Here is a 12,925-nt window from a genome sequence, read left to right as displayed (position 1 = left end):
TTATTTCTCAGGGTAGAAGACTATGTCCTATTTTCTTTGGAGAAAATGCAATATAGATGAGAGGCAGATAATATATGAAAAAAACAATTGCTGATATACCAGTTAACGACTACACAACAAAGCTGTCCGTATCGATTGTGTATGCAATTTTAGCTTCTGTAGCTATGAACTTTTTTTATCAGCCGGGAAATATTTATTCCAGCGGTATTACCGGATTAGCACAAATTCTGACCACACTTTCAACCAAACTGATTGGATTTAATGTACCGGTTTCTGTTACATTATTCGCTTTAAATCTGCCGCTGTTCTTTCTGGCATGGCTGAAAATAGGCAAGAAATTTACTATCTTTACATTTATCACTGTAGCTCTGACGTCAATTTTCATGCAGATTGTTCCCCAGACTGTGCTGTCTACGGATCCAATCATCTGCGCTATTTTTGGCGGCGGTGTGATGGGAGCAGGAATCGGGTTTGCCTTGAAAAATGGTCTATCGTCTGGCGGATTAGATATTTTCAGTATTACAATTCGTAAAAAAACAGGTCGTTCTGTCGGCTCAATTTCAATTTACTTTAATGCATTGATTGTCTTTGTAGCCGGTTATCTATTTGGCTGGCAGTATATGTTTTACAGCGCATTATCCATTTTTGTCAGTGGTAAAGTAACTGATGCTGTGTATACTAAGCAAAAGAAAATGCAGGTAATGGTCATCACTAAAAATCCAGATGCGGTAATTAATGAAATTCAAGGGAAAATGCGTCGTGGAATTACAATCATCCACGAGGCAGAGGGGGCTTATAAGCACGACAAACAGACGGTTTTATTAACAGTTGTGACACGCTTTGAACTACCGGCATTAGAATCAGCGATGAAAAAGGCAGATCCTTCAGCCTTCGTTAGTATTTCAGATAACGTCAAAATTTTAGGACGGTTTTATGAGGAAGAGTTATAACAGCGTTTTGGAGTGAACGCGGGATTAAAGGACCCGGCTCAGAGAAATAGAATGAAATGAGCCGGCTTAAATTTGGAGGTTTGAAACATAATAGCAGTGGCGGCTATCTCCGTTTTATCTGCTTTTATCTATTATTAAGAATGCTTTGAAAATGTAAAAATATTCAGAAAAATTTCACTCTGAAAGAAAATGTATGAAAGCAAAAAAAAGTGAGTTCTTTTCCTTGAAAAGAACTATGAAAACTGCTAGAATTACTTTGTGAGGTTAAAAAAAGTCTATTTAACTGAAAGAAGTTGAGTAGCTAGATTATTTTTTTAATGTTCATAGGTCGTTTTTAGTCTTACTTGGACATTTTTTGACCAACGGAGGAATCCATCATGCTGGAAGAATTGAAAATGATTGAGGCAGTTGCTCCAGATATGCTTGATGTAATGCAGGAAAGATACCATATTCTGCGAAACATTTACTGGATGCAGCCAATCGGCAGAAAAAGTCTTTCTGAAAGTATGGGATTGACTGAACGTGTTTTACGTACAGAAACGGATATGCTAAAGCAGCTCCAGTTAATTCAGTCATCTAAAAGCGGTATGACCTTGACTGAAAAAGGGATGGACGTTTATCAGGGACTTGAAAAGATGATGAATCTCCTATTCGGTATTCAACAGATTGAAATCGAAATTGCTCAGCTTTTTGGTATTCAGCGCTGTATCGTAATTGCCGGAAACAGTGATAATCAGCGCAAGGTATTAGATGAATTTGGCGAAGTACTGACGCATTCGCTGGACATGCTTTTACCTGAGGGCAACAACGTGATTGCCGTCATGGGCGGAACAACAATGGCTCAGGCCGCTGAGCACATGGGTCTTCTTGAAACTGAGACAAGACACAATCTGTTTGTTCCTGCAAGAGGAGGCATCGGAGAAGCACTGACCGTTCAAGCCAACTCAGTGAGTGCAGTAATGGCTCATAACACTGGGGGGCAGCATCGGGCGTTGTATATCCCCGAGCAGCTGAGTAAAGAGACGTATGATTCTTTGCTTCAGGAACCTTCTATTCAAGAAGTTTTAGAGCTAATCAGCCGCTCCAATGGAGTTGTTCACGGTATTGGAAGGGCGCTGCATATGGCAGCCCGGAGAAAAATGTCCGATGAAGAAATGATTATGCTGAAACAAAAAAATGCTGTAGCAGAATCTTTTGGCTATTTCTTTAACGAAGAAGGAGAAGTAGTGTATAAGATTCCAAGAATTGGTCTGCAGCTGAAGGATGTACAAAGTATTCCTTATGTTGTAGCAATTGCCGGAGGAAAATTGAAGGCAAAGGCCATTCGGGCATATATGAAAAATGCGCCAGAACAAACGTGGCTTATCACAGATGAAGCCGCAGCAAATGAGATTTTAAAAGGGGCAACCCTTTAAAATAAAAATTTTTGATTTTCATAAGGAGGAAATCTTTAATGACAGTTAAAGTAGGTATTAATGGATTTGGACGTATCGGACGCTTAGCATTCCGTCGTATCCAAGATGTAGCAGGAATCGAAGTAGTAGCAATCAATGATTTAACAGATGCTAAAATGTTGGCTCACTTGTTAAAATATGACACAACTCAAGGACGTTTCAACGGAACTGTTGAAGTTCATGATGGATCTTTCAACGTTAACGGTAAAGAAGTTAAAGTTCTTGCTAACCGTAACCCAGAGGAATTACCATGGGGCGAATTAGGTGTAGACATCGTTCTTGAATGTACTGGATTCTTCACTTCAAAAGAAAAAGCTGAATTACACTTAAAAGCTGGTGCTAAACGTGTTGTTATCTCTGCTCCTGGTGGAAATGACGTACCAACAATCGTTTACAACACTAACCATGATATCTTAACTGGTAAAGAAACAGTTATTTCAGGTGCTTCATGTACTACTAACTGTTTAGCTCCTATGGCTAAAGCTTTACAAGATAACTTTGGTGTTGTTGAAGGTCTAATGACTACAATTCACGCTTACACTGGTGACCAAATGACTCTTGACGGACCACACCCAGGCGGAGACTTCCGTCGTGCGCGTGCCGCTGCTGAAAACATCGTTCCTAATACAACTGGTGCTGCTAAAGCAATCGGTTTGGTTATTCCAGAATTGAACGGTAAATTAGATGGAGCTGCTCAACGTGTTCCTGTAGCTACTGGTTCATTAACTGAATTAGTTTCTATTCTTGACAAAAAAGTTACTGTTGAAGAAGTAAACGAAGTAATGGCTAAAGCTGCTAACGAATCTTACGGATATAACGAAGACCAAATCGTATCTTCTGATATCGTAGGTATGACTTTCGGTTCATTATTCGATGCTACTCAAACAAAAGTAATGACAGTTGGCGACCAACAATTAGTGAAAACTGTTGCTTGGTACGATAACGAAATGTCTTACACTGCACAATTAGTTCGTACTTTAGAGTACTTCGCTAACTTATAATTTCTGGTTTCGACATTCGTCTTAACAGAAATGCAGAGAATATTAAGCGGGGAAGCAACGCGCTTCTCCGCTTTTTGTTAGTTCTACTGTTGCAGGAGCTTCTAGTAGAATAATATGCGTACGAGAGTAGGACTCATTTTTAAATCGTTTTTACAGAAAAATGATTTCTGAAAAATGAGCTAGCCATGTAGTCTAGCTCTATGCGTTCCGCTTTTCTTTTTATGAAAATCATAAATAGTGGTAAAATAGACGGCGACAGAGAAAACCTTTGGGCGTTTTCTGCCGTAAACATACTAACTATATAAATTCTTTAGAAGCTACTATGTATGAAGAGCAGCCTTTTTCTGCGGTAGTAGATTGCAGGTACACATATATTGCTTGCTTCTGTAATAGGGTTTATATACAAACAGGAGGGAAATTTACGAATGGCTAAAAAGACAATCAAAGATGTAGATTTAAAGGACAAAAAAGTATTAGTTCGTGTGGACTTCAATGTACCATTGAAAGATGGCGTGATTACGAATGACAACCGTATTGTAGCAGCACTGCCGACAATTAAATATGTGATTGAAAACGGCGGAAAAGCAATTCTTTTCTCTCATTTAGGTCGTGTGAAAACGGAAGAAGATAAAGCTGGTAAATCATTAAAACCAGTTGCTGAACGTTTAGGTGAGTTATTAGGCAAACCAGTAACATTTGTTCCTGAAACACGCGGAGCTGAACTGGAAGCTGCAGTAAATAACATGAAAGACGGCGATGTTTTAGTATTTGAAAACACTCGTTTTGAAGATATTGATGGTAAGAAAGAAAGCGGAAATGATGCTGAATTAGGTAAATACTGGGCTTCATTAGGCGATGTATTTGTCAACGATGCATTTGGTACGGCTCACCGTGCACATGCTTCAAATGTTGGAATTGCATCAACTGGTATTCCAACTGTAGCTGGTTTCCTGATGGAGAAAGAAATCAAATTCATCGGTGAAGCAGTAGAAGCACCAAAACGTCCATTCATAGCTATCCTAGGCGGTGCGAAAGTGTCGGATAAAATCGGCGTAATCGAAAATCTAATTTCTAAAGCAGATAAAATCCTTATCGGCGGTGGAATGACTTATACATTCTACAAAGCAAAAGGCATTGAAATCGGAAACTCACTAGTAGAAGAAGATAAAGTGACTTTGGCTAAAGAATTGATTGAAAAAGCTGGCGACAAACTAGTATTGCCAATCGATTCTGTATGCGCAAATGAATTCAGCAATGATGTTGAAACTGTTGTAACTGATGGAGAAGCTGTTCCAGAGGGCTACATGGGCTTAGATATCGGACCTAAATCAATCGAGCTGTTCACAAAAGAATTAGCTGGTGCGAAAACAGTTGTCTGGAACGGACCTATGGGCGTATTTGAAATGAGCAACTTTGCTAAAGGAACAATTGGGGTTTGTGAAGCAATCGCTAATCTTGAAGATGCAACAACAATCATCGGCGGTGGCGATTCAGCGGCAGCTGCAATCCAATTAGGCTTTGCTGATAAATTCACACATATTTCAACTGGCGGCGGCGCAAGCTTGGAATTGCTTGAAGGTAAAACTTTACCAGGACTTGCAGCTATTAACGATAAATAATAAAAGCTGAAAGATTCGTTTAAACTCAGAGCAAATTAGGAAAATTAACTAAAGTCAAAGTAAGTGTTTAGTTTAATTTTATCTATTTGCCGAGGCGGTTGAATCGAGAAGCTGGATAATAATAAAAGCTGGATATTAAAAGAAAAGGAAGTGTCTTTAGATGCGTAAACCAATTATCGCTGGTAACTGGAAAATGAATAAGAACGCTAAAGAAGCAAAAGACTTTGCTGAAGCAGTAAAAACGAAGATTCCTACAAATGATAAAGTAGATTCTGTCATTGGATCTCCTGCATTATTTTTACAAGAGTTAGTTGAAGCGGCAAAAGGAACTGATTTGAAAATTTCAGCTCAAAACTGCTACTGGGAAACATCAGGTGCTTTCACAGGAGAAACTTCTCCTGCGGCATTGGCTGATTTAGGTGTTGACTATGTAATTATCGGCCATTCAGAACGTCGTGAGTATTTCCATGAAACTGATGCAGAAATCAATAAAAAAGCCAAAGCAATCTTTGCTAACGGCATGATTCCAATTTTCTGTTGCGGCGAATCTCTGGAAACCTATGAAGCAGGAAAAACTGCTGAGTGGATTGAAGGTCAAATCACTGCTGGATTGGAAGGCTTAACAGATGGACAAGTTAGTAATTTAGTTATTGCTTATGAACCAATCTGGGCAATCGGTACTGGTAAATCTGCAGATGCCAACATTGCGGATGAAATCTGTGGTGTTGTTCGTTCAACTGTAGAAAAATTATACGGTAAAGAAGTATCAGAAGCAGTTCGTATCCAATACGGCGGCTCTGTAAAACCAGAAAACATTGCTGAATATATGGCAAAAGAAAACGTTGACGGTGCTTTAGTCGGCGGAGCAAGTCTTGAAGCTGATTCATTCTTAGCATTGTTAGAGGCTGTTAAATAAAACAGACTTATAATTAAGATACGCAATAAATCGAAGATTCATCGAATAATTTATGAAATACGCAAAAAATGTTTGCATAGCTTAGGATTATTCACTACAATCATAATTAAGGGAGCTCGAATCCCCTTAGTATAAAACAAACTCAAAGGAGAGACAAAACATGTCAATTATTACTGATGTTTACGCACGCGAAGTCTTAGACTCACGCGGTAACCCAACAATCGAAGTAGAAGTATACACTGAAAGCGGAGCTTTTGGCCGTGGAATGGTTCCATCTGGAGCTTCAACTGGTGAATACGAAGCGGTTGAATTACGTGATGGCGACAAATCTCGTTACCTAGGTAAAGGGGTTGTTAAAGCAGTTGACAACGTTAATAACATCATCGCTGAAGCAATCATTGGCTACGATGTTCGTGACCAAATGGCAATTGATAAAGCAATGATCGAATTAGATGGAACTCCTAACAAAGGTAAATTAGGTGCTAACGCTATTCTTGGTGTTTCTATCGCTGTAGCTCGTGCTGCTGCTGATTACCTAGAAGTACCTTTATACCACTACTTAGGCGGATTCAATACAAAAGTATTGCCAACTCCAATGATGAACATCATCAACGGCGGATCTCATGCTGATAACAGTATCGACTTCCAAGAGTTCATGATCATGCCTGTAGGCGCTCCTACATTTAAAGAAGCGTTACGTTATGGTGCTGAAGTATTCCATGCATTAGCAGGAATCTTAAAAGCTCGCGGTTTAGCTACTTCTGTAGGTGACGAAGGTGGTTTCGCTCCTAACCTTGGTTCAAATGAAGAAGGTTTCGAAGTAATCATCGAAGCAATCGAAAAAGCTGGTTATGTACCTGGTAAAGATATCGTTCTTGCTATGGATGCTGCTTCTTCTGAATTCTACGACAAAGAAAAAGGTGTTTACGTTTTAGCTGATTCAGGCGAAGGCGAAAAAACAACTGAAGAAATGATCGCATTCTACGAAGAATTATGCGCGAAATACCCAATCATCTCAATCGAAGATGGCTTAGATGAAAATGACTGGGATGGTTTCAAAAAATTAACTGTTGCTTTAGGCGACAAAGTTCAATTAGTTGGTGACGATCTATTCGTAACAAACACAACTAAATTAGCTGAAGGTATCGAAAAAGGTATCGCTAACTCAATCCTGATCAAAGTAAACCAAATCGGTACTTTAACTGAAACGTTTGAAGCAATCGAAATGGCTAAAGAAGCTGGCTATACTGCTGTTGTATCTCACCGTTCAGGTGAAACTGAAGATTCTACAATCTCTGATATCGCAGTTGCAACAAACGCTGGACAAATCAAAACTGGTTCTCTTTCACGTACTGACCGTATTGCAAAATATAACCAATTATTACGTATCGAAGACCAATTAGGCGATGTAGCTGAATACAAAGGGTTGAAATCTTTCTACAACCTTAAAAACAAATAAGAATCCTTGATATAAAAGGGATGTTTGTAGTTTGGTTTAATTAAATGAATTACAAACATAAAACACTATCTTTTCTCTATAAAATTTAGAGGAGAGGTAGTGTTTTTTTGTGCTGTTAAGTGAATTGTTAGAAGAATATTTGCTGAATCGTGATGTGAGAGGACTCTCAATATAGGCAACAGAGCTTTGTCTGTTGGTAAGTAAAAAATTGCTGAATCTTAAATAAAAGAAGGTGAAAAAAATTTTTATACTGTCAGTATTTCATATGATGACTATGATTTAATAAGTTTTCTTTTAAAGGATATATCAACCTGGTAGTGAAGTAAATATAGGAGTAGCGTTTTTCTATTTTCACGAATACATTTTTGTAAATCTGATTTTTATATAGCAGCAATCACTGGTGTTGCAGAGATATAGTCAGAATGATTTGAAAATACGAATCTGCTGAAAATGGAAAAAAGTCGAATATTGGCGCAGTAGATGGCTTTCATCTCACTGTCACTTCTATTGGTCTGAAGCATGTTTAGCCATTAATTTTTCTTTGCAACACTAGTGATATTTTATTGAGAATTAAGTAGCATTTGCACTTTATTTATTTGATCTTTGATAAAATTGCAGACTAGTTATTTCGTGAATAGAAAGGAGCCAGATTCAGAGTGGCATTTTTTACAAAGCCTTCCTCAGAAGTATAGGGAATCATATCGATATACAAGCCATTAAGATAAGGCGTTGTGATTTCTGCAATGACAGGAAATAGCTTGTTTTTATCTCCTTCGAAGTCAACAATTAATAGATAGCTGGTTTCAGCTTCTTTCTTCATTAATTGAATCCAAGCACGGTTCACCGTTGTCTGCTTGTTAAAGAAGTTGTCTAGTTGACGGACTAATTCAGTTGGATAAGGCTCCGGCTGCCCCAACTGAACGGCAGTATCTTCGGTTACTTTTATTTCCGAATGTCCAGTTTCCAGAATGTCTTTTCTCATTTTTAAATGCTGAATAAGCTGTTTGGATAAGACAATATTTTCATTAAATGGATTAATGGACAGGCCAGTGATAGTCGGATTGCCTATAATCATTGAAGCAAGGTCATCAAAAGAAAAGACAAAAGCATTGTTTGATGGAGCCTGCTTCCAATGACTAACAGCCTTCCAGTCAGTAAAGGCAGGATAGTAATGCTCATTATTGGCATTTTCTAGTAAAGGAAACACAATGCTGGTCTTTTCTTTTAGCACATTGGTTCCGTTTGCAAGCTTCGTATCCAATGGTGCAGCGAGTAATAGAAAAACTGCCCGAGTACATACTTCTTCATAGAATTGATTAAGGTGTTCATCAGTCGTATCAGCAAGGTAATTTTCCCACCGTGCCAGCAGCTGTGGATTTTCAACAGCTTCGACTGATTGCTTAGAAGCTCCAGCTTTTTTCTTTTTAAATTTATCAAATAACCCCATTTAGATTTTCCTCCGATGATTTCGAATAGTTGGACTTGTTTAGAATTTTTGGATTGAGACATTTTTGAATCTTATGGTCTAACGTTAATTATCCTCTATTTTTCTAAGACTGTAAATGTCCTTTTGAAAAACGACAGAAAAAGCCTCAACTATCTTGGGAATTTCAGATAGTTGAGGACTGTTCAATTTTCTTGTTGTTGAAGTTTATACTGCTCAATTTTAGTTAAGAAATTCTCATAGATGTCCTGATAGGCAGAAGCTAACTCATTATTTTTTTTGATGCGCTGAAACGAAGTAGAAGGAACGGCAGTGAATGTTTGTTTCGCTAAACTAAGTAGACCAAAGCCTGGCTCATTGTTAGTTGAAAGTAGACAGTCTTTGCCGAAAATGGCACCCGCTAGTTTTGCTAATTCTTCATGGCGAAAAGCACCGCCGTTAATAGAAACCGCATCCTCCTCAATTTGGTTTGCGTCCATAATCATCCGCAAATTTAGCAATATGCCCTCGGCTGCTGCTCGAACAAAATGCTTCCTGTTGTGTGTCATAGTAATATTTTGAAAGGAACCTTTGAAAAAGGAATTCCAGAAAGGGGCACGTTCGCCATTGATAAAGGGGAGGAAAGTCAGACCATCAGCACCGATACTGGTCTCTTTTAAAATCAGATTCAAGTGATCAAAGAGTGTAGTAGGATTTTCCCAGAACAGGTTGCTAACCCATTCTAAGACAGCGCCACCATTATTGCTTGGTCCACCGATAACCCATAAATCTTTTTTTAGATAGTAGCAGAATGTCTGCCCGTTCTTATCCAGCTGTCGTTTGTTGGTTAGCTGCCTAACAGCACCGCTGGTTCCCAAGGTGATGCTGGTTGTTAGTCCAGTATTTAAATAGCCGGCATATGCCGCCAGACAGCCATCGCTGGCACCTGCTAAGAGCTGGACATTTGAGGCCAATCCCAGCTGTTGTTTTGTTTCCAATTGGATAGGCAGAAGCACATCTGTATCAATTAGCTCTGCCAACTGTTCGCGCTCGATAGAAACGTAACTGAGGATATCCTGATCCCAATCCAGATCGAGACTGTTAAACAGACCCGTTGCAGAGGCAGTGGAGTAATCAAGACAGTAGCTACCGGTAAAGTAAGCAACAACAAGCTCCTTTAGCCCAATCCATTTACCTACATTATTTTGCAAAATATCTTGTTGTTTAAAATAAAGCAGCTTGGAAAAAGGCGACATATAATGAATCGGTGTTCCGGTTTTTTGATAGACTTCCCGGCTAAACGGCAGCTTCTTAAAGGCCGCTGTTGAAGCTGCTGCCTGACTGTCTGACCAAAGCAGCAGCTCGCCATAGCTGCCGTCTTTAAAGACCGGCAGGAGACTGTGCATGGCTGTACTTAGAGCAATTGTGGCAATTGATTTCAGTTCCAGCTTTGAAAAGGCTGTGATACCGGCTTTCAGCTGAGTCAGAATTTCCTCAGGTTTTTGGTAGATTTTCCCGTTTTCGCCAGTATAGGTTTGAATACGAGCTTCTCTTTTTTCAATCAGATTCTTTCCCTGATAGAGGGAAAATTTAATTGCAGTTGTGCCGATGTCGATGGTTAGTACGCTGCTGTCTGACACATTTATTCCTCCTTGATTGTGGCATGTCCGCCAAATTGATTTCGTAGAAGCGCAACAACTTTTTCTGTTGTACGGTCGGTATTCTCTGAAGAGTAGCGGAAGAGAAGGGACTGAGTAATAATTGGCGCTGGTATTTTCAAACGAAGGGCTTCTTCAATCGTCCACTGACCTTCACCTGAAGAAGGAATGATACCTTCGATAGTATTTAACTGTTCTGGATGCAAAAAGATATTTTCTGTCAATTCCATCAGCCAGCTTCTAATTACTGAGCCGTGATTGAAAACATGAGCAACCTTAGCAAGGTCATAATCGAAGGGCGCATGATTCAAAATGTCAAAACCCTCTGCGATTGCCTGCATCATACCGTATTCAATACCGTTGTGAATCATCTTCAGATAATGACCACTGCCGGCCGGACCACAATAAAGAACACCTTCAGGAACGCAGAGGTCTTCGATTAACGAGGCTATCTCCTGGTAATGCTTTTCTTTGCCGCCGACCATCATACAGGCTCCTTCTAATGCCCCAGTCATCCCGCCAGATGTTCCTACATCAAAAAAATGTACCTTCTTTTTTAAGCAGTGTTGATAATTTTTCTGGCTATCGGTATATTTCGAATTACCAGCATCGATTAGTATGTCGCCTGGCTTCAAATAGGTCAAGCAGTCTTTAACCAGCTGATTTGTAGTCTTTCCAGCTGGCAGCATTAGCCAAACAAGTCGTTGTTCTTCATGTCTAGCGGAAAGCAGCTCTTCCAAAGTGTTGAAAAAGCGTGCACCAGATTGCTCAACCGAATTCCGCAAAGTTAAATCAAGGTCTGTACAATGAATAGAGTAGCAGTTTTTCTGAGCTAGATTATTTAAGATACCCATCCCCATTTTTCCGATACCAATCATTTCTATATTCATGTAGTATATTCTCCTCATTATATGATATAGGAAAAGCTCTTCCTAATCCACCAGCAAATTCTTTCCATCGAGGAAAGAAGCTGTTGTAAAAAAGTAGAAAGAGCGATTCGCAAGGTTCTGATTAAGTTAAGTTGTTTGTTAAATGAAGCTTCCTTTCAGTAACCAGTGATTTATACCAGCCGGCGGATTTTTTCAAAGACCGTGTTCGTTCTTCATTTAATTCGATTCTTACAAGGCCATAACGATTTTTAAAAGCGTTCATTGGCGAGACACAATCGGTAAATGCCCAAAGCATGTAGCCTTCGCAGTTAGCACCTTCTGCCACTGCACGCAAGAGCCAGGCAAGATGTTGAGAAATAAAATCTATTCTGTAATCATCCTGGACGATGCCTGCTTCATCTATATAAAGCTCTTCCTGTTCACGTCCCATCCCGTTTTCGGTAACCAGCCAAGGGATATCACCGTAGTTCTCCTTTAGATAGATAGCCATATCGTACATTACTTTGGGATAAATTTCCCAGCCGCGGGAGTTGTTCATTTTTCTTCCGGGTAAGTCGAAAGTTTCGTAAAACATTTCTGGGTGGAAGGGTGTTTCAGGGTTCCATTGGTAGCGGGGAGCCCGCACTCTTTTAGGATAGTACTGATTGATTCCTAGGAAGTCAACTGTATGTTCTTTAATCAGCTTCAGCTCTTCTTTTGTTGCTGGGAACATGATATTGTTCGCTTGACATAGTTCAATCAGCTCTTGAGGATATCCGCCTAAAATCATTGGGTCGAAAAATACTTTGTTAAAGAACAGGTCATACATATGAGCAGCTTTCTGGTCATGGACAGCACTGGAACGGGCATAAACCATTTCTGGGTTTAAAATACAGCCGATACGTCCTGCATACTCTTTCTCGTGGAAGAGCTTAACAGCTTTAGCAGTTGCCAATGCTTTGTGGTAATTCCAGGTCATCCATTTTTTAGAGTCTTGCTCGTGAGGCCAGCGAACAGCATCAAGATAACAGCGGGTTTGAGGCACAATTGGCTCGTTAAAGGTAAACCAGTGCTTCACTCGGTCAGCATAGCGTTCAAAGGCAATTTCAGCATATTTAACGTATAATTCAACAACTTTTTTTGAGCTCCAGCCATCGTATTTCTCTAAAAGAACACCTGGGACTTCATAATGCTCAAGACATAGCATTGGTTCAACACCAGCAGCAATAAGAGCGTCCACTACTCGATTGATATGGGCTGCATAGTCTTCATCGACAGTTAGTGCTTCATAATCTGTAAAAAAGCGAGACCAGTTAATGGAGGTTCGGTAATGAGTAAGTTTAATTTCCTTCATTAAATCAATATCCTTTTGATAATGGGTCATGAAGTCAGTTGCTTCGTCAGGTCCATAGCCATCATGCCAAACAAATGCTTCATTTTTATACCAGAGATCAAGAAAGGAATCCTGATTTTCTTTTTTTCCTTTCCAGCCTTCTGTCTGCCAAGCAGAAGAAGCCGCTCCAATCACAAAATTTTCAGGAATAGTTATGTCTATCATTTATTTTACCTCCAGAAA

General features: G+C 39.5%; 10 protein-coding genes. 6 read left to right on the top strand and 4 right to left on the bottom strand.

Going from position 1 to position 12,925, the window contains the following annotated elements; all coding sequences use genetic code 11:
• Positions 1-74: 74 nt before the first annotated feature.
• The 6 genes from ACPWSO_RS07445 to eno all read left to right on the top strand — a co-directional run bounded on the left by ACPWSO_RS07445 (position 75) and on the right by eno (position 7,399).
• Positions 75-950 carry a YitT family protein gene (locus tag ACPWSO_RS07445; protein ID WP_426082268.1) on the top strand — a complete coding sequence of 292 codons (876 nt, stop codon included), beginning with the start codon at positions 75-77 and terminating at the stop codon, positions 948-950.
• Between the two features lie 377 nt (positions 951-1,327).
• Positions 1,328-2,365, top strand: a complete 1,038-nt coding sequence (locus tag ACPWSO_RS07440) for a sugar-binding transcriptional regulator (RefSeq protein WP_426082267.1) — start codon at positions 1,328-1,330, stop codon at positions 2,363-2,365.
• 38 nt (positions 2,366-2,403) lie between these two features.
• A complete protein-coding gene (gap, locus tag ACPWSO_RS07435; RefSeq protein WP_426082266.1) occupies positions 2,404-3,405 on the top strand; it encodes a type I glyceraldehyde-3-phosphate dehydrogenase in 1,002 nt (333 codons plus the stop codon).
• 425 nt (positions 3,406-3,830) lie between these two features.
• Positions 3,831-5,024 carry a phosphoglycerate kinase gene (locus tag ACPWSO_RS07430; RefSeq protein WP_426082265.1) on the top strand — a complete coding sequence of 398 codons (1,194 nt, stop codon included), beginning with the start codon at positions 3,831-3,833 and terminating at the stop codon, positions 5,022-5,024.
• A 160-nt stretch (positions 5,025-5,184) separates the two neighbouring features.
• Positions 5,185-5,940, top strand: a complete 756-nt coding sequence (gene tpiA / locus ACPWSO_RS07425; RefSeq protein WP_426082264.1) for a triose-phosphate isomerase — start codon at positions 5,185-5,187, stop codon at positions 5,938-5,940.
• A gap of 160 nt (positions 5,941-6,100) precedes the next feature.
• Entirely contained in the window at positions 6,101-7,399 is a 1,299-nt protein-coding gene (gene eno / locus ACPWSO_RS07420; RefSeq protein WP_426082263.1) for a phosphopyruvate hydratase, read from the top strand.
• A gap of 619 nt (positions 7,400-8,018) precedes the next feature.
• Here the strand turns inward: eno and ACPWSO_RS07415 are convergent.
• The 4 genes from ACPWSO_RS07415 to ACPWSO_RS07400 form a co-directional block, all read right to left on the bottom strand.
• Positions 8,019-8,846, bottom strand: coding sequence for an enhanced serine sensitivity protein SseB (locus ACPWSO_RS07415; protein ID WP_426082262.1), 828 nt, complete (start codon positions 8,844-8,846; stop codon positions 8,019-8,021).
• 182 nt (positions 8,847-9,028) lie between these two features.
• The gene (locus ACPWSO_RS07410; RefSeq protein WP_426082260.1) at positions 9,029-10,462 is read right to left on the bottom strand and encodes a gluconokinase; all 1,434 of its coding nucleotides are present in this window, start codon (positions 10,460-10,462) and stop codon (positions 9,029-9,031) included.
• A gap of 2 nt (positions 10,463-10,464) precedes the next feature.
• A complete protein-coding gene (gene gnd, locus ACPWSO_RS07405) occupies positions 10,465-11,370 on the bottom strand; it encodes a phosphogluconate dehydrogenase (NAD(+)-dependent, decarboxylating) (RefSeq protein WP_426082259.1) in 906 nt (301 codons plus the stop codon).
• A gap of 121 nt (positions 11,371-11,491) precedes the next feature.
• A complete protein-coding gene (locus ACPWSO_RS07400) occupies positions 11,492-12,904 on the bottom strand; it encodes a glycoside hydrolase family 1 protein (RefSeq protein ID WP_426082307.1) in 1,413 nt (470 codons plus the stop codon).
• Between the last annotated feature and the right edge of the window lie 21 nt (positions 12,905-12,925).

The sequence above is a fragment of the Enterococcus sp. LJL51 genome (assembly GCF_049894025.1).
Lineage (GTDB): Bacteria > Bacillota > Bacilli > Lactobacillales > Enterococcaceae > Enterococcus_L.
Note: the sequence above shows the minus strand (reverse complement) of the source record. Positions and strands in the feature narration are given on the sequence as shown.